This window comes from Viridibacillus sp. d25.2 (assembly GCF_055456015.2).
This window is the reverse complement of record NZ_CM196652.1, coordinates 495043-513273: the sequence shown is the minus strand read 5'-3', so window position 1 is coordinate 513273 and position 18231 is coordinate 495043. Positions and strand designations below refer to the sequence as shown.

The window sequence follows — 18231 nt, the reverse complement described above, 5'->3', positions numbered from 1 at the left end:
TTTTAATCGCATTTTCGTAAATGGTAATATATATATTATAGGGGGTGTTTTTCCTGGAAAATGGAGTATATGAAGGAGACTCATTTTTTTCTACAGGTGGCTTTTTTAATGGGGCTGGATTTGGCGGTATATTTATTTCGATTATTTTTATTATAGTTTTTTTGGGTATCATTTTTACAATTGTCAAAAGTATAGCTCAGTGGTCTCAAAATAATGCTTCCCCTATTTTAACTGTACCCGCAGAGGTTGTTACAAAGCGGTCAAGAACGTCTGGTGGCTCTGGCGATACATCAGCTAGTACTCGGTATTATTCGACCTTTGAGGTACAAAGTGGCGACCGAATTGAGCTATCCGTAAGCGGTAGCGAATATGGTATACTCGTTGAAGGCGACCGTGGTTTACTAACATTTCAAGGAACTCGGTATAAAGGTTTTGAACGCAATGGAAAAGAGGGAAGCACCATTTAATGGGCCTCCCTCTTTCTTTATGAATAGCCCAACTAAGATTAGACGTTCATTAGTATTTAAAATTAAGCGTGAACAACTGTTAATGATTTTGCTGCTACTTTAACGCGCTCCATACCTTCAGCAATAATTGCTTCTGCTTTGTCTGGCATTGCATTATGACCTTCGATAATAACTTCTTCTACTGACATACCAAATATGCCACCGAAAACGTTACGCATATAGTTTACAGCCATTTCCATTGGTGCTGTTTCTGGAGTTGAATAAACACCACCACGAGCGTTTAAAAGGATAGCCTTTTTCTCTGGCATTAAGTTAATCATGTTACCTTCTGCATCATATTTGAAAGCAAAACCTGCTTGGAATACGTAATCAACGAAAGTTTGTAATTTAGCTGGAATTGTTAAGTTCCATAATGGGAATGCAAATACCACTACGTCAGCAGCAGTTAAAGCATCCATTGCTTTTTGTTTAGCAGCTAAAAGACGCCCTTCTAAATCTGTAAGCTTCTCACCGTTTTGTACTTTACCAAATGCATTAAATAAATCTTGACCGAAGTAAGGTAGATCCTCAGCGAATACATCAAATGTAGTCACGTTTAAATCTTGGGCTCCTTTTACCTCTTCCATAAATACTTCATACATTTTACTAGAAACGCCTTCAGTAGAAGGACGGTTATTTGCTTTAACAACTAATACATTTGTCAATTTAATCTCTCACTCTCTTAATAAAAATTGTTATTCTACAAAACATCTCAAATTCGAGATAATTTTATTTTATAAAAAGACAGATACACTGTCAATGTATCTGCTCTCAGACTTTTGACTGAAGATTAAAGTTCACACTGGCCATCTTCACAAATGCCTGTACCTTTAGCTCCAACCATTTTAAGCGTAGGTTGAATCCCTTCTTCAGCTGCAACTTTACGAATAGTTTCTTCGAATAATTCTTGTGGTTGCGCACCTGAAATCGCATATTTACGATTTAATACAAAGAATGGGACACCTCTAACACCTAATTGAGAAGCCTCTTGAATATCAGCCAATACCTCTGAAGCATACTCATCTGAATTTAGTACATCTAGTACTCTCTCACGATTTAAACCAACTTCTACTGCCAACTCTACTAATACTTCACTCGAGCCAATTTGTTTTGCTTCAACAAAGTGTGCACGAAGCAAACGCTCAGTAATTTCAGCAGCCTTACCTTCTGCTTCGGCATATTTTGCTAAACGATGTGATTTAAAAGTATTTGCAGGTTTCATATGATCGAAATCATAATCTAATCCCACTTCTTTTGCACGGCCAGCAACACCAACTGTTTGGGCTTTTGCCGCTTCAATTGAAGAACCGAATTTTTTTGCTAAAGCTTCATACATTGATTCATCCGAAATAGCTGGGGTATTTGGATCTAATTGATAGCTTTTAAATATTACTTCTGTTTGTTCACTGAATCCTGTATCTTGCAAAGCTTTTTCTAATTGTCTTTTACCAATATAACAAAATGGACATACATAGTCTGACCAAATTTCAATTTTCATCAATGTTCACCTCTTGCAGACATTGTATATGTGAACATCTAAAACGGCAATTTATTTGCTTATACATAATTTCTCAAATACTCCACATGCTAAAAAAAACTGTACTTGGAGGCATTTTATGGAATCTTCAATTTGGCTAGGTAAACAGACACCTTTTGCGAGACCTTCACTCGAACAATCAATTGAAACTGATATCTGTATTATTGGTGGCGGTATTTCTGGCATACTTGCAGCTTACCTACTCTCAAAGGTTGGTAGGAAAGTTACTTTATTAGAGGGCAATACTTTATTTTCAGGTGCTACCGGTCATTCCACTGGTAAGGTAACTGCACAACAAGGTCTATTATATAGCCAACTCATTACTAAATTTGGTGTTGAAGCGGCACAGCAATATTATGAGCTTAGCCAGCAAGCTGTGGAATTATCATTTAATTTAGCAGAATCCGATTGTGTCCACCATGCTGATTCCTTCTTATATACAGAGAAAGCTGACGGTAGAAAGGACTTAGAAAATGAATGGGAGGCTTATCAGACACTTGGTATTCCGGGAGAATGGAATGCCGATTGTGAAATTCCATATGACATTGTCGCCTCCCTAAAGATGCCAAAACAAGCGCAAATTCATCCTGTACGCTTTGGACGGTCTATCGCAGAAAAAGCATTGCAAGCCGGAGCTGAGATTTATGAACAGTCTCGCGTACAAAAGGTCAATATATTGAAACCATGTGTAGAGTTAGAAAATGGCCATACAGTTTGTTATAAAGAGCTAATTTTATGCTCCCATTACCCTCTAGAAGCTATTATTGGTATGCAAATTTTCAAACTTGAAGTAACTCGTTCTTATATCGTGACTTTTGAGGCAAGCGAATTGTATAAAGGGCAGTATTTATCAATCGATAAACCTGGTCGCTCTATTCGAACAACTTTGATTGATGACAAACCCTTTATATTATTAGCGGGCGATAGTCACCCTGCAGGTACTATTTCCAATACATCTATGTATTATGAAGCGTTAAAACAGGAGGCTAAAGATAAATTCGCAGCCCAGAACTGTAACTACCACTGGTCAGCTCAGGACCCAGAAACAGTAGATTTAATTCCTTATGTAGGTCAAATCAGTTCACGTTTACCAAATATTTGGATGGCCTCTGGTTTCAGAAAATGGGGGTTAGCTAATTCAATCGTAGCTGCGCAACTTCTGCGTGATGGGATTGTTGGTAAACCGAATGTAGGAATCTCTCTTTACTCTCCTAAACATACGAAATTTGGAGATGCGGTTTTCCAAGCGTTGAAACTAGGGGGGAAAGTAACAAAAGACTTTGTCGGCGGTCATGTCACACGTCGTTCTATGCCACGCTGTACGCATTTAGGTTGTAAGACTAGATGGAACGAAGCAGATGAAACATGGGATTGCCCTTGTCACGGCTCACGTTTTTCGAAGGATGGTGCAGTACTTGAGGGACCTGCCGTATATCCACTTGACCTAAGTGGATTATAAAGTGGCCGTAAATAGGATTTTATTTTCACATAATCCTCGAACGTTTCCTGCAATAAAAAAAACCGCCTATTCCATTTGAAATAGGCAGTTCATCCTCAAATGAGGATTATTTTAATGCATCAGTTAATGCTGGGACAATTTGTTTTTTACGAGAAACTACGCCTTTTAATAGCGCTCTATTATTATCAGCGGCAACGTTAAATGCTGCATAAGCTTTTTCTGCCTGTGCTCCTATTGCAACAGCAACAGAATCATTGTTTATGATATCTGTTACAACGAAGAAGAATAGATCTAGACCTTTTTCTGTTACAGTATTGTTCAATAAAATTTCTAAATCCGCTTGACGATTTAAAACGTCATTTACATCAACAGCATTTACTTGAGCGATGACAACTCTGTGGTCTCCCATGCTGAATTCTTTTGCATCAAGAGAAAGTAAATCTTCTAATGATTTATCACTTAAATCAGCACCTGCTTTTAACAATGCAAGACCATACTCAGCAGCGTCAACATCTGCAATTGCAGCTAACTCATTAGCTGCTTTAACATCTTGCTCTGTGCATGTTGGTGATTTGAATAATAATGTATCAGAGATGATAGCAGACAACATAAGACCAGCATAGTTAGCTGGAATCTCAACATCATTTTCTTTAAAAATTTTATTTAGGATTGTTGCTGTACAGCCAACAGGTTCCGCACGGTAGTACAACGGGTCAGCTGTTTCAAAGTTAGCAATACGGTGATGATCAATAACTTCAGTCACTTGAACTTCAGCGATATCATCAGCACTTTGTTGACGTTCGTTATGATCAACTAAGATTACTTGAGCAGCTTCTCCTGCAACTTTTTCCACTAAGCGTGGTGCTTCAAATCCGAATTTTTCTAAAGCGTAAGCTGTTTCGTTATTCAATTCGCCAAGGCGAACAGCCTCAGCATCAACGCCTAGTTGTTTTTTTAAATATGCATATACTAACGCAGATGTGATTGTATCAGTATCTGGGTTTTTGTGTCCGAATACAAGTACTTTACTCATTTAAATTTTACCTCCTAGATTTCTCTAATTTCCGAATATATTTTATCACACATATCACTGAAAAAGAACGCCAGCGCATTTGATAGTAATTGTTAAATCTTATTATGGTCTTTTTTAAAAGGCATAATATTCTTGTATTCTGTTTTATAATTTAAGAATAAAAAACATCATAATTAGTTCTAAAAACCCTTATATTTATAGTATTTTTTATCCACTAAATTAATTATCGGTCATAAAAATCATGTAATTAGTCTTAATACTATGTTACTATTTCTAATATAGTATATACATATAATAAAGAGGGGTAATAATGGAAAATAAGATCGAAAAGAAATACATACCACTAGCTGAATATTTCAGCTCCGCAAAAGACGATAAAATTCGACTTTCCTTCACAGAAATCGAAACGATTATGGGACATTCATTACCTAACTCCTCCTATTTAAATAAGAGTTGGTGGAAAAAAACAAAACCTCCTCTAAAACACTATCTTGCTTGGGTGGAACAAGGTTATTATGTTACAACTATACAACCTGGTTATCATGTGACATTTGAAAAACCTTCTAGTAGCGATAACTCCGATATGGACAGCTCTGATAAGACAATGAGCACTTATATCATCCGTTCAATTGAAACAGATGATGCACGTGATTTAATCAAGTTATTTTCTACATTAGACGCAGAGACAGACTTTATGCTCTATGGTGAAAACGAACGTGACCCATCTTTACAAAGTTTACGCAAAAAGATTACTAGTTTACGTAAAAACAATTCTAATTCTATTTTGGTAGCTATTGTTGAGGGACAAATTGGAGGAATGCTCTCTATTTCAGGTAATAAAGCCCCGCGTGCTAAACACCGTGCATCCATTTATCTCGGTGTTATGCAAAAATTCAATAACCAAGGCATCGGTACAGCACTTTTAAAAGAAGCTGAAAAATGGGCTTTGTCAAACGCTATTCATAGACTTGAATTAAGTGTTTGTAAATCCAATACAATTGCAATCAATATGTACAACAAAATGGGCTTTGAAATAGATGGTGAGCGTCAACGATCTTTAAAAATAAATGATCAATATGAAGATGAATTTTATATGAGTAAACTATTAGATATATGATCACAAAAAAGCTATGCAATTTTCGCATAGCTTTTTTTGTTTATCTATAAACCTTTTGACTTATAGTAAGTTGATCCATTAATTCCATATTTGGTTCATACCCAATTCCATAACTTTCTGGCACTGAAATATACCCGTCTTCTACAAATACTTCAGGTGAAATAATATCTTGTTCCCAATAATGACTAGAGCCTGCAGTATCTCCTGGTAACACAAAGTTTTCTAGTGTTGTTAGTGCCACATTATGCGCTCTACCAATGCCGGATTCTAACATGCCGCCACACCAAACTTTAATACCATGTTGCTGGCATAAATCATGAATTCGTTTTGCTTCAGTTAAGCCACCCACTCGCCCGAACTTGATGTTTATGATTCCACAGCTACCTAGCTCAATCGCCGTACGTGCATCTTCATAAGAACAAATACTCTCATCTAAACAAATTGGCGTTTTCAAATGCTTTTGTAGCTTTGCATGGTTGATAATGTCATCCGATGCAAGCGGCTGCTCTATCATCATTAAATTGTATTCATCTAGTTTTTTTAACAACTCGATGTCATCTAAAGTATAAGCTGAGTTGGCATCAGCCATTAACGGAACTTGTGGAAACACTTCTCGGATTGCTTGAATAACTTCGATGTCCTTGCCAGGCTTAATCTTCACCTTCATACGTTTATAGCCAGCAGTAATATAATTTTCAATGTACTGCAATAGCTGCTCAATTGTCGGTTGAATACCTATACTTATACCAACTTCAATTTTCTTTTTCGTTCCACCTAATGCATGCGCAAGTGACTGTTTAGTACATTTCGCGTATAAATCCCATACCGCGCATTCAAGAGTCGCCTTTGCCATTTTATTTTGGCGAATTGCTTTGAATATATCACTTATCTCATCTGGATGCTGAATATCTTTATTAAGCACTAATGGAATAAGGAAATCCTCAAGCATATGCCAACTCGTTTTAACTGTCTCCTCTGTATACCAAGGGATTTCAAAAGCAACCCCTTCTCCCCAACCAGATAGTCCATTATCATCTTTAGCTTCTAATATTAAAAATTGCTTATCTTGCAATGTACCAAAGCTTGTTGAAAATGGTGATTTCATCCGCATACTTAGTTGCCGAATTTTAATTTCTGTTATCTTCACACTACCGCACCCTTCACTATCCAATCTAGATTAACATTTTAATAAAACATACGCTAATCTAAGATTTTCAGCAAGAGAGGGCTTCCTTTTCCGCTTGTGCAAATGCACCTAAAACAGTTCGTGCTAAAATTTCTACTCCGACGATTAGTTGGGCTTTATTAAATGTCATTTTTGGATGGTGCAGTCCCGGAGTTAATCCGCAACCGAGTCCTAACATTGCTGCCTTTACATTCGCCCTTTTAACCGTATAAAAGTGAAAGTCCTCTCCTCCTGGCGTAATAATGGGGGGACGTAAGCACTCTTCACCTACTGATTCGATAATTGCTTGCTCGATTATTTCCTTTGCCTCATCATCCACTTCAGCCGCAGCAACTCGAACTTGTTCTTGTAGATCAATTGACACTTCATAAAGCGATTCAATTGCCCGTATTGTACGTTCGATACCTTCATGTAACTGCTCAATTCCTTCATTTGTTTGAGCACGTACATCGATTGAGAAGTAGGCTTTCGCTGGGATTATATTCCCTGATTCTCCACCTGCTTGAAATTTAGTGAACTTCACCGAAAATGGAATCATAGTATCTATATGAATCGTTTTTAGTGCTTCAATTAAGCTTGCACCAATTTCGATTGCATTTTTACCTAAATGGGGTCTTGCCGCATGTGATTCAACACCGTTAATTTGGCCACATAATAACCTAGATGCACCGTGATATAATGCCGGGCAAAAAGTGCCGTCACTTAGCTCTTGTACCGGGCGGACGTGCACGCCAAATAAATAATCCATATCGTCGACCAATCCACGATCAACAAAGGACAATGCTCCCTGCCCTTTTTCTTCAGCTGGTTGAAATAATACCCTAATGGTACCTCTCGATGTTCTTTTCAAACGTTTTAATAACAACAAAACTCCAATTACCATTGTCATATGCGCATCATGTCCACAAGAATGATGGGCTTGAAATTCTCCATCAACCTCTTGCCACAAGGCATCGATATCAGTTCGTAGCCCTACTACTGGTCTACCCTTACCGATTTCAACATATAAGCCCGTACTATCTGCGAATGTATGCACCTCGTACCCTTCTTGTTCTAATATTCCTTTTATATATTCAGTCGTTCGCCTCTCTTTCCAGCTAATTTCAGGATTCTCATGCAAATACTTAAAAATACTCTGTAATTGTGGTTCAAGTAACGTTAACTGCTCCTTCATCATAAGCGTCTCCTATCTATTTATTTTTGATATATATCTCTTTTTCCTTATTATATTTAACACAATTTTTCTCTCTTATAGGTATATATATGTAACATTCAGTTTGGTTATCGTGAATAATGTTTATTATTCATCAAAAAAAACCCGTTTTTCAAAAAACGGGTTTTAGACCGTAGACAAACTCGCAGAAATTCGATTTTATCTATGGTCTTTTTTCTTTTAAAATATATAGAGATAAGACCGTGGATTTCCGCTACGGTGGGCGCTTTCCGCGGGCGGGCGCCAAGTCGCTTCGTCGCTATGCTCCTGCAGGGTCTTGGACGTTCCCGCTTTTCCCGTAGGAGTCGCCACCTCCGCTCCAATCAACTACACATGTAATAAAAATAAATCTTTAGAGATGATAGGAAATTACACCAATAAAAAATAACCCTGAAATAGATCAAATTGAAATGATTGCTTTGGATGCACGAGTCGCGATGCTACTTTTACTGCTGTGAATTTAAAGAAACTCGCTAATTGAACTTGGCAAAGTTCAAAAATGAAATACAAGTTAACACTCAAAAGAGAATCCAAAATAACAAAAGACACTCAGGATCATTCTGAATGCCTTTTGTTGAAATACTGAACCTGTTTTTCGAAAAACGGGTTTTAGTATTTCTTACATTAAATTTAGTTTTTTCGCTTCAAATATTAGTTCTTCTTTAAATTTAGGATGCGCAATCTCAATTAATGCCTTTGCTCTAGCAGATATCGATTTGCCTTTTAGCTCTGCTATACCATACTCGGTTACTACTTTATCTACTTCATTTTTTGATGTTGTAACAACAGACCCATTTGTTAATAATACTTTTATTCTCGATATGGTATCGTTTTTAGTCGTCGAATGCATGCATATAAAACCTCGACCATTTTCCGCAAAATTTGCTCCACGAGCAAAATCAAATTGCCCACCAGTGGAAGAATAATACTTACCTGCAACTGTTTCAGAAGCACATTGACCATATATGTCCACTTCCGTCGTGGCATTGATTGAAACAATATTATCCTCTTTCGCAATTAAACGTGGATCGTTCGTTACATCAACCGTTTGGAATTCCACAATAGGGTTATTATGTAGGAATTTATATAACTTGTCCGTCCCTAACGCAAACGTTCCAACTATTTTTCCTTTATTGGTTTTCTTCTGCGAACCATCTACTACACCTTTCTCTACTAACCCTACTACCCCGTCCGTTATTAGTTCTGTATGAATACCTAAATGTCGATGATCATTTAGTAAACTAATAACCGCATTTGGAATCGAACCTATCCCAGCTTGCAATGTGTCACCATTTTTAATATATTCTGCAACATATTCTGCAATCCGTATATCCTTTTCTTCGATTACTGGATCTGGATTTTTCACAAGTGGTGTATGATGCTCTATAAAGCCCTCGATTTGGCTAATATGTATTAAATTTTGACCAAACGTTCTTGGCATATGCTCATTGACTTCCAAGAAAAAGGGCGCATTACCAATAAAGCACGCTGCATAATCTGCTTGAGTTCCAAGCGTAAAATATCCATGCTCATCCATTGGAGATGCTACAGCCATTATAAGAGATGCTTTCGTATAATTCTTCATAATACGAGGTACCTCATGAAAATAGTTTGGCACCAATTCACAGTGCCCATTATGATACGCTTTACGTGTTGCACCACTCAAAAAGTATGAGACATGTGATAAGTGTCCTTTAAAAGCTCCATCTATATATTTACGTGGATGCATCGTTAACATTTGATGAATACGCACATTATTTAAGCGTTCCGCGTTCTCTTCCAAAATATCTAGTAGTTTTACTGGTTCTCCATTTGAAATCGGTACAATAATATCTGCCCCGTCCTCTACATATGCGAGAACATCTTCTGGTTTTTTTAACTTCTCCTTGTACTGCCCATGAAAAACATCTACCATTTAAAATCCTTCTCCATTTCTGCATTACACATGAATTTCACTTAAAAATATCACCTTTCTCTTAGAATAACACAACACCCTATTTCCAAGATATTTTCATACAAAGAGAAAGGGAATTTATATGGTACCCTTTCTTAGAAAAAGTATTCTCACTAAAATTATCAACAATATCCTTAGAGATATCCACATTCTTTTAAAAAACACTGAAAAATCCTATTAGTTATCCATATATCGCTACATTAATTTAAATAAAGTTTAATTTTTTATCCACTATTCACATTTTTATCCCCACTATACACAAAATACTATAGAAAAAAGCAGTTCACCTTTGAAAGGGAACTGCTACTTGTGTATAACTATTATTTAAACGCTTGGGCTGCATGTACAGCCTTTTTCCAACCTTTGTATAAGTTTTCACGTCTATCTTCTTCCATATTCGGACAGAATTGCGTGTCTAAATTCCAGTACTTCGAAATCTCATCTTGATCCTTCCAAAATCCAACCGCTAAGCCGGCTAAGTACGCTGCACCTAGTGCTGTTGTTTCATTAATTGACGGTCGTTCTACTGGCACATCCAGTAAATCTGCTTGGAATTGCATTAACAGATTGTTCATAACAGCTCCGCCATCAACACGTAATGTTTTTAACGAGATGCCGGAATCTGCTTCCATTGCACCTAGCACATCTTTTGTTTGATATGCTAATGATTCAAGTGTCGCGCGTATGAAATGTTCTTTTTCTGTACCTCGTGTTAAACCAAATACAGCTCCACGTACATCACTATCCCAATATGGTGTACCTAACCCAACAAATGCAGGGACAACATATACACCTTCAGTTGAGTCAACCTTTTCTGCATAGCGCTCACTTTCTTTTGAATCATGGAACATCCGTAAACCATCTCGTAACCATTGAATAGCTGAGCCGGCTACGAAAATGCTACCCTCTAGTGCATATTCCACTTTCCCATTAATTCCCCAGGCAATCGTTGTTAACAAACCATTATCTGATTTAACAGCTTTTTCACCTGTGTTCATAAGCATAAAGCAACCTGTACCGTAAGTGTTTTTCACCATACCACTTTCAAAACACGCTTGGCCGAATAACGCTGCTTGTTGGTCACCTGCAATACCAGCAATAGGTACCTCTTGACCAAAGAAGTGGTTGCCATCCGTTAAACCATAAACTTCAGAAGAAGGGCGAACTTCCGGTAGCATAGATGATGGAACACCTAAAATCTCTAGTAGCTCTTCATCCCATTTCAAGTCGTAAATATTATACATTAAGGTTCTAGAAGCATTCGAATAGTCGGTTACATGTACTTTCCCATCGGTTAATTTCCAAATCAGCCATGTATCAATAGTACCGAATAATAAATCACCATTCTCCGCTTTTTCTCTTGCTCCTTCAACATTATCTAATATCCACTTCACTTTTGTGCCTGAGAAGTATGCATCAATGAGTAATCCTGTTTTATCTCTAAATAAATCATTATAGCCTTTCTCTTTCAACTCTTCACAAATGCCCGCTGTTTGGCGTGATTGCCATACAATAGCATTATGAACTGGTACTCCCGTATTTTTATCCCATACAACTGTTGTTTCACGTTGATTGGTGATACCAATTCCTTGAACTTGATTTGCATGGACGTTTTTCTCTGAAAGGACACCTGCTATGACAGATGAAATTGAGCTCCAAATTTGTTCTGCATTATGCTCTACCCAACCTGATTGTGGGAAGTATTGTGGAAATTCCTGTTGAGCACTATTAAAAACATTGCCTTCTTCGTCAAATAAAATTGCACGTGAGCTTGTAGTACCTTGATCTAATGCCAGAATATACTTTTTTGTCATATGATGACCTCCAGATATTAATTTATTTTACAACTTTATTCACTGTAGCTTGTGCTCCTATGAAAATTGCTATAACAATTAACCCAACTATCCAAAATGCAATACTATTTTCACCTTCAAATACTTGCTTATAGAACAACGCTCCAAATAGCCCTCCAATAATTGGACCAACTACTGGTACCCATGAATAACTCCAGTTAGAATCTCTTTTCCCTGGAATCGGTAGCAAGAAATGTGCTATACGAGGTCCTAAATCACGCGCAGGATTAATAGCATATCCTGTTGGTCCACCAAGTGCCATACCAATTACGATAATCAAAGCACCCACGATTAATGGATTTAAACCGTCTGTAATATTATTAGTGCCTATAGCTAAAATACCAAGAACTAAGATGAATGTGCCAATCATCTCCGTAGTTAAATTCGATAACGGATGATTATATGCTGGAGCTGTACAAAATACACTTAGTTTCGCATCTGGATCTTCAGTTGGTTTCCAATGCGCTAAATAAGTTAAATAAACTAATATCGCTCCGATGATCGCTCCAATCATTTGAGCAAGTATGAACATCGGAACATCGGACCATTCGAATTTCCCAATCGTTGCTAATGCAATTGTCAGTGCAGGATTCAAATGTGCACCACTTATCCCCCCAACTGCAAATGCAGCCATTGCTACTGCAAGACCCCAGGCAACAGTAATAACGATCCAACCACCATCTTTTCCTTTAGAACCTTTCAAAGAAACAGCCGCAACAACGCCGCCCCCAAACAATATCAAAATCATTGTTCCTACCACTTCTGCCATAAAAGTTGACATACCGAACTCCCCCTTCTTAAAAACAATATTATGAAAGCGTAAACAATAAAATATATTCCTATAGAAATCAAGTTATGCTCACTTAATATTAATAATAATATGGCTAAAGGTAAAGTATGTAAAAAAATAAAAGTATGCTTAAAGCGTATTAAATTAATATGCAAATGAAAAGCCCCCCAGATAATCCGGTTATCTGAAGGGTCATCTAGCGGTACAATCTATTCACTAATTGCAGTCTTTAACAGTTGTTTACGCTCAAGTTATTATTAAATTAAAAAATTCCGGTGTATACACTCATAAAAATAAAAAAGCAGCCTCATTTGAGACTACTTTTCCCTTTTTTACAATTTCCCAACCATTTTTTTAGCTGTGACGGAGAAGAAAAAATAATACTGTTCACATTAGATTGCACCATAATATTCATAATCCCTGGTCTACCATCAGTAGGGAAGCGCCAAACCCATCTCAAAAACTCTTTATCAACTTTTTCAAGACACCCCTCCCCCATATCAGGCCTTGTCCTACCCCGATATTGAATAGTACGTTTTAATACTCGATAAGTGCAAAGCTTATTAGAAAAATCGAGAAAGATAATAAGATCTGCATATTTCGCGCGCATTTCTAGTGACGAATCAAAATTCCCATCAATAATCCAAGCAGGCTTTTCCAACTCTAATTGAAGTCTTTCTATAAAATCTGCTTTATTAGATTTCTGCCAACCAGTTTTCCAATACATAGTATCTAAATGAACGAGGGGTAATTCCCACAATTCACTTAATGTACGAGACAATGTGGATTTCCCCGCTCCTCCAGATCCAATAATTAAAACCCTTTGATGCTTTGCTGGATACTTCACTTAATATCCCCCTAGCTTTTTTACTCTTTGATAATATATTCATCTAACGCTTTTGCTACGCTATTAATAAAGCTATTACCCACTCCCCAATCAAAACGGAAAATGGCACCTTCTCCACCACCAGAAGCGACTGCATGAATTTTCGTTTTACCTTCCAAATTGTCAACTGTTACTGTTAAGCTTGCACGATTACTAGTACGCATATAATATTTTTCAAGTATACACACTACTATTTGTTGATCCCCTACAACACGTTCATATTGATCAATAAGCTTTCCAGAAATACTGCCCTCCACAATGTTTGTTTTAATACGTTCTAATACATCATGTGGTTCAATTGATACGTAAAATTCTGTTACATCCATAGCGCTCACTCCTTTTATGTATAACTTTATTACGTTATGGATTTACCGATAGTTTCAAATCAGGGTAAAATTATCTTAATTTTAAGATTAATCTCGAGCAAGAATTAATTGAACATTTGTATCGTTAAACTGATTTACAATATGTTGGTCTAATTTTGAATCAGTAATAATTGAATCAATTTGCTCAAGTGGCGCTATCCCAATCATGACATCTTTTTCAAACTTGGTGCTGTCTGCTGCAATATAAAGATCAAAAAACGATCTTCTCTCTGCTAAATAGTGAGAAAAGATCGTTTTTATTAAAACTTCAAAAGAGTATTACCTCTTATATATTTCTAATCTAATTCAGTTTGTTTAGTCTCTGTACCTAGTGCAACAATTGCAACTACACCTATTATTATCGAGATACAAAAGATACCGAAGATCACATTCAATTCATAACCTTTTGCAACAAGTGAACCTACAAGCAACGGTCCAAAGATTCCACCTAACCGTCCAACAGAAGCAGCCATACCTGCACCTGTACCACGGATAACCGTTGGATACTGCTCTGGCGTATAAGCATACAAAGCACCCCAAGCACCTAGATTAAAGAATGATAAAAACATCCCCGCTACAAGTAAAAGACCGATTGTTTCAGCATTACCAAAAACAAACGCACTTACTGCAGTTCCTAGCAAATAGGTAGCTAAGACAAATTTTCTGCCTGCTCTTTCAATTAGCCAAGCAGCTGTAAAATAACCTGGTAATTGTGCCAGCGTCATTATCAGTACATATTTAAAGCTTGCTATTAAACTAAAACCCTTCATAACCATAACACTAGGTAACCACAAAAACATGCCATAATAAGAAAAGACAACTGTAAACCAAACAATCCAAAGCATTAATGTACGACGAGCATATTCTTTCGACCAAACATCTTTAATATTTTGACCGATACTACGAACGACATCTTTTTTAGCTGTAAACTGTGGTGAATCTGGTAAATGTAACCGCAAGTATATTGCATAAACTGCCGGAATAGCTGTTAATAATAATGCAATTCGCCAGCCGTAGTTAGGTATAACAAAATAAGAAATAAGTGCTGCTAATAACCACCCTCCAGCCCAGAAGCTTTCTAATAAGACAACAATGCGGCCACGTTCATGTGATTCAACACTTTCAGAAACAAGGGTTGAAGCTACTGGCAATTCTCCACCAAGGCCCATACCAATAAAAAACCTTAAAATCATAAAAGCTGCTAGAGTTGTCACCAACGCTGATAAACCACTAGCGACAGAGAACATTACAAGTGTCCATATAAATACTGATTTACGGCCAATACGATCCGCCAATATACCAAATACAAAAGCTCCGACTGCCATACCAATTGAGTTCATACTACCAATCCAACCCATTTCACTTGGTGATAGCATCCATTCTTTTGCTAGAGCTGCTATTACAAAAGATAAAATACCAACATCTAACGCATCAAACATCCACCCAATCCCAGCAATACCTAAAAGCTTATTACGAGATATTAACTTAGTACCTGCTTGTTGATTCATCGTCATCATTATTCCTCCAGATGTCTTTACACTTGAATATACATTTGACTACCATAACTATACACGCCTTTATATTTTGTGACAAGATGCAAAAGAAATTCAAATTGTTCGAAAATTTAACAATTACCTATTGAAACATATACCCAAAATGCGTTAGAATGTCTTTTATAGAAAAACAAATGTTTTTTCAGGATGAACAAAAAGGAGAATGTTTATATGTGGAAAGGCCTTATCGATCACTATAAAGAATATTTACCTGTCTCAGAAAATACACCTGCACTTACTTTGCATGAGGGTAATACACCTCTCATTCATTTAAATACGCTATCAAAAGAACTAGAAATCGACCTTTTCGTTAAATATGAAGGTTTAAATCCAACAGGTTCATTCAAGGACCGAGGCATGGTTATGGCTGTAGCAAAAGCTGTTGAAGCTGGAAGTAAATTTGTTATTTGTGCTTCAACAGGTAATACATCAGCTGCAGCTGCAGCATACGCAGCACGAGCTGGCATCCAAGCTATTATCGTTATTCCAAAAGGTAAAGTGGCTGCTGGTAAACTAGCACAAGCTTACATGTATGGAGCGAAAATTATCGAAATTGATGGCAACTTTGATGAAGCTCTTCAAATTGTTCGCGACATTAGTGAAAACACTTCAGTAACATTAGTAAACTCAGTTAATCCATACAGATTAGAAGGCCAAAAAACAGCTGCTTTTGAAATCTGCGACGCTCTAGGCAGTGCACCAGATATTCTTGCAATCCCTGTAGGAAACGCAGGTAACATCAGCGCTTATTGGAAAGGCTTCAAAGAATACAATGCCAAAAAGCATACAGGTCTACCTAAAATGTTTGGTTTCGAAGCGGAAGGTGCTGCTGCAATCGTACGTGGAGAAATAATTCCACATCCTGAAACTGTTGCTACTGCTATTCGTATTGGGAACCCGGCAAGTTGGAAACTCGCTGAAGCCGCTCGTGATGAATCAGGCGGTAAAATCGCTGCAGTTACAGATGAAGAGATTTTAAAAGCATACCGTTTAATTGCTTCTAAGGAAGGCGTCTTTGCAGAGCCGGGATCAGCCGCTTCTATAGCTGGTGTACTTCAATCTGTTGCAAATGGCTCTATTCCTAAAGGAAGTCGTGTAGTTGCTGTATTAACAGGCAATGGATTAAAGGACCCTGATACAGCTGTAAAAGCTTCTAAGGTTGATATGGTATCTTTAGCAAATGACGAAAATGAAATTCGCACTTATATCGAGGGATTACTATGACAACTAAATGGTCCATATCTGTTCCAGGTAGTACCGCAAATCTTGGTCCAGGATTCGACTCTATTGGACTAGCATTAGGTCTCTATTTAACATTAGAAGTAACTTTACAAGAACATTGGGAATTCGATCATCGCTCAGAACATCTCCCTATAAACGTTACTATTGATGACCATCTCGTCTATAAAGTAGCTAAAGAAGTAGCTGAGCGGTATAACACTAACCTTCCTGCTTGTAAAGTTGTGATGCACAGTGAACTACCACTTGCTCGTGGACTTGGAAGTAGTGCATCTGCTATTGTGGCAGGTATTGAAATTGCAAATCAAGTATGTGAATTACAACTTTCTATCGAAGAGCGTTGTAAACTTGCATCTAAAATTGAAGGACATCCTGACAATGCAGCAGCATCTGTATATGGTGGCTTAACAATTGCTTCAACATTACCAAACGGTCGCTTAGAATTGATAAATGATCGTGATGTAGACGCTGCATTTGCTGTTTTCATTCCAAGTGTCGAATTGAAAACAGAGGAAGCTCGTAAAGTATTGCCAGCGAACTATGACAAAGCATACGCTGTTCACGCAAGTGCCAATGCCAATATGTTAACTGCTTCTTTACTAATCAAAGATTATGAACGTGCTGGAAAATTCATGGAGAATGACTTATTTCATGAACCATTCCGTGCAAATTTAATACCTAATTATCATGAAATTCGTCAAACAGCGAAGGATGCAGGTGCATATGGTACAGCAATTAGCGGTGCAGGTCCAACTGTCATCTCATTAATTTCGAAAGATCGCGTAAATGCTTTCGTTGAAAAGATGAAGCCACTATTCCCGTCTTATGATATTAAGGCAGTTCCTGTAGATACAAAAGGTGTTCAAGTTACAAAGGAATAATAGAAAAGAAGAATGCCAAGATTATGTGCCACTTGGCATTTTTTCTTGGCAAAAACCATCACTGCTTAAAGTTATCATCACGTGTTAACCATAAAAATGGAAATAAGAGCAACAGCTTCCGACTTTGATACATTAGCCGCTTATTCAATCAAATGAATTGACATTTCTACACCCTGTAACTATAATGATTACATGCTAGGCGGTGACCGATATGGTGAACAGTCGTGTTTCTGTCGCTATACACATTCTTTCTTTAATCGCTAGAACAAATGATTCTAACCTACTTACATCTGATTGGATTGCTGGCAGTGTGAACACTAACCCCGTCGTTATACGTCGTATTAGTAGCCAGTTAAAAAAGGCGAACTTAATTGTCTCCAATGCAGGAGTTGCAGGATATCAATTAGTCAAAGAACCGAAAGACATTACGCTACTAGATATATACAGAGCTGTACAAGCACCTGAAGAGTTATTTGCAATTCACGATAACCCGAACCCAGAATGCGCTGTCGGACAAAAAATTCAATCCACTTTAGATAACGTATTTCGATCTGTTCAGCGAGCAATGGAAGATAAATTGACAGAAGAAACGCTACAAGATGTATTAGATCAACTCTTTCATTAAGAGGCGATCTTTTTTTAAAAACAACTTGTAACTA

Annotated in this window: 17 protein-coding genes; 6 read left to right on the top strand and 11 right to left on the bottom strand. The window is 37.3% G+C overall.

What is annotated here, in order from left to right; translation table 11 throughout:
- The first annotated feature begins 44 nt into the window (after positions 1-44).
- A complete protein-coding gene (locus ACZLO7_RS02580) occupies positions 45-467 on the top strand; it encodes a DUF2500 domain-containing protein (protein ID WP_464939034.1) in 423 nt (140 codons plus the stop codon).
- 62 nt (positions 468-529) lie between these two features.
- On the opposite strand, the gene ACZLO7_RS02575 is transcribed toward ACZLO7_RS02580, so the two are convergent.
- Both ACZLO7_RS02575 and ACZLO7_RS02570 read right to left on the bottom strand, forming a co-directional pair.
- A complete protein-coding gene (locus ACZLO7_RS02575; protein WP_464939033.1) occupies positions 530-1171 on the bottom strand; it encodes an FMN-dependent NADH-azoreductase in 642 nt (213 codons plus the stop codon).
- 125 nt (positions 1172-1296) lie between these two features.
- Positions 1297-2004 carry a DsbA family oxidoreductase gene (locus ACZLO7_RS02570; protein ID WP_464939032.1) on the bottom strand — a complete coding sequence of 236 codons (708 nt, stop codon included), beginning with the start codon at positions 2002-2004 and terminating at the stop codon, positions 1297-1299.
- Between the two features lie 118 nt (positions 2005-2122).
- Here ACZLO7_RS02570 and ACZLO7_RS02565 point away from each other — a divergent pair, with 118 nt between their 5' ends.
- A complete protein-coding gene (locus ACZLO7_RS02565) occupies positions 2123-3502 on the top strand; it encodes an FAD-dependent oxidoreductase (protein WP_464939031.1) in 1380 nt (459 codons plus the stop codon).
- 106 nt (positions 3503-3608) lie between these two features.
- Here the strand turns inward: ACZLO7_RS02565 and ACZLO7_RS02560 are convergent, their stop codons facing one another.
- Entirely contained in the window at positions 3609-4535 is a 927-nt protein-coding gene (locus ACZLO7_RS02560; protein WP_464939030.1) for a manganese-dependent inorganic pyrophosphatase, read from the bottom strand.
- A 310-nt stretch (positions 4536-4845) separates the two neighbouring features.
- Between ACZLO7_RS02560 and ACZLO7_RS02555 the strand changes: the two genes are divergently transcribed.
- A complete protein-coding gene (locus ACZLO7_RS02555) occupies positions 4846-5652 on the top strand; it encodes a GNAT family N-acetyltransferase (protein ID WP_464939029.1) in 807 nt (268 codons plus the stop codon).
- Between the two features lie 40 nt (positions 5653-5692).
- Here ACZLO7_RS02555 and menC read toward each other — a convergent pair whose 3' ends face one another.
- From menC to niaP, 8 genes are all read right to left on the bottom strand, one after another.
- Complete coding sequence (menC, locus tag ACZLO7_RS02550; RefSeq protein WP_464939028.1) at positions 5693-6799, bottom strand: o-succinylbenzoate synthase; 1107 nt, start codon at positions 6797-6799, stop codon at positions 5693-5695.
- Positions 6800-6866: 67 nt separating this feature from the next.
- Positions 6867-8012: a M20 peptidase aminoacylase family protein gene (locus ACZLO7_RS02545; protein WP_464939090.1), complete on the bottom strand. Its 1146-nt coding sequence runs from the start codon at positions 8010-8012 to the stop codon at positions 6867-6869.
- 658 nt (positions 8013-8670) lie between these two features.
- Positions 8671-9966 (bottom strand): acetyl-CoA hydrolase/transferase family protein, encoded by a 1296-nt coding sequence (locus ACZLO7_RS02540; protein ID WP_464939027.1) that lies wholly within the window; start codon positions 9964-9966, stop codon positions 8671-8673.
- A gap of 359 nt (positions 9967-10325) precedes the next feature.
- Positions 10326-11819, bottom strand: a complete 1494-nt coding sequence (gene glpK / locus ACZLO7_RS02535) for a glycerol kinase GlpK (RefSeq protein ID WP_464939026.1) — start codon at positions 11817-11819, stop codon at positions 10326-10328.
- A 22-nt stretch (positions 11820-11841) separates the two neighbouring features.
- Positions 11842-12639, bottom strand: a complete 798-nt coding sequence (locus ACZLO7_RS02530; protein WP_464939024.1) for an MIP/aquaporin family protein — start codon at positions 12637-12639, stop codon at positions 11842-11844.
- Between the two features lie 316 nt (positions 12640-12955).
- Positions 12956-13495 (bottom strand): P-loop NTPase family protein, encoded by a 540-nt coding sequence (locus ACZLO7_RS02525; protein WP_464939023.1) that lies wholly within the window; start codon positions 13493-13495, stop codon positions 12956-12958.
- A 20-nt stretch (positions 13496-13515) separates the two neighbouring features.
- On the bottom strand, positions 13516-13860 hold the full coding sequence (locus ACZLO7_RS02520; RefSeq protein WP_464939022.1) for a DUF6054 family protein: 345 nt from the start codon (positions 13858-13860) through the stop codon (positions 13516-13518).
- 335 nt (positions 13861-14195) lie between these two features.
- Entirely contained in the window at positions 14196-15413 is a 1218-nt protein-coding gene (niaP, locus tag ACZLO7_RS02515) for a niacin permease NiaP (RefSeq protein ID WP_464939089.1), read from the bottom strand.
- A gap of 210 nt (positions 15414-15623) precedes the next feature.
- Here niaP and thrC point away from each other — a divergent pair, with 210 nt between their 5' ends.
- The 3 genes from thrC (at position 15624) to ACZLO7_RS02500 (ending at position 18197) form a co-directional block, all read left to right on the top strand.
- Positions 15624-16676, top strand: a complete 1053-nt coding sequence (gene thrC, locus ACZLO7_RS02510; protein WP_464939021.1) for a threonine synthase — start codon at positions 15624-15626, stop codon at positions 16674-16676.
- Positions 16673-17572: a homoserine kinase gene (gene thrB / locus ACZLO7_RS02505; protein ID WP_464939020.1), complete on the top strand. Its 900-nt coding sequence runs from the start codon at positions 16673-16675 to the stop codon at positions 17570-17572. Before thrC ends, thrB begins: the two co-directional genes overlap by 4 nt.
- A 211-nt stretch (positions 17573-17783) precedes the next feature.
- On the top strand, positions 17784-18197 hold the full coding sequence (locus tag ACZLO7_RS02500) for an Rrf2 family transcriptional regulator (RefSeq protein ID WP_464939019.1): 414 nt from the start codon (positions 17784-17786) through the stop codon (positions 18195-18197).
- Positions 18198-18231: the final 34 nt, after the last annotated feature.

Excerpts from the sequence above, each read along its gene's own strand:
- thrB (WP_464939020.1), top strand. The coding sequence starts at position 16,673 with ATGACAACTAAATGGTCCATATCTGTTCCAGGTAGTACCGCAAATCTT.
- glpK (WP_464939026.1), bottom strand. The coding sequence starts at position 11,819 with ATGACAAAAAAGTATATTCTGGCATTAGATCAAGGTACTACAAGCTCA.
- ACZLO7_RS02500 (WP_464939019.1), top strand. The coding sequence starts at position 17,784 with ATGGTGAACAGTCGTGTTTCTGTCGCTATACACATTCTTTCTTTAATC.
- ACZLO7_RS02560 (WP_464939030.1), bottom strand. The coding sequence starts at position 4,535 with ATGAGTAAAGTACTTGTATTCGGACACAAAAACCCAGATACTGATACA.
- thrC (WP_464939021.1), top strand. The coding sequence starts at position 15,624 with ATGTGGAAAGGCCTTATCGATCACTATAAAGAATATTTACCTGTCTCA.
- ACZLO7_RS02520 (WP_464939022.1), bottom strand. The coding sequence starts at position 13,860 with ATGGATGTAACAGAATTTTACGTATCAATTGAACCACATGATGTATTA.
- ACZLO7_RS02545 (WP_464939090.1), bottom strand. The coding sequence starts at position 8,012 with ATGAAGGAGCAGTTAACGTTACTTGAACCACAATTACAGAGTATTTTT.
- ACZLO7_RS02555 (WP_464939029.1), top strand. The coding sequence starts at position 4,846 with ATGGAAAATAAGATCGAAAAGAAATACATACCACTAGCTGAATATTTC.
- ACZLO7_RS02570 (WP_464939032.1), bottom strand. The coding sequence starts at position 2,004 with ATGAAAATTGAAATTTGGTCAGACTATGTATGTCCATTTTGTTATATT.
- ACZLO7_RS02565 (WP_464939031.1), top strand. The coding sequence starts at position 2,123 with ATGGAATCTTCAATTTGGCTAGGTAAACAGACACCTTTTGCGAGACCT.
- ACZLO7_RS02530 (WP_464939024.1), bottom strand. The coding sequence starts at position 12,639 with ATGTCAACTTTTATGGCAGAAGTGGTAGGAACAATGATTTTGATATTG.
- niaP (WP_464939089.1), bottom strand. The coding sequence starts at position 15,413 with ATGACGATGAATCAACAAGCAGGTACTAAGTTAATATCTCGTAATAAG.
- ACZLO7_RS02540 (WP_464939027.1), bottom strand. The coding sequence starts at position 9,966 with ATGGTAGATGTTTTTCATGGGCAGTACAAGGAGAAGTTAAAAAAACCA.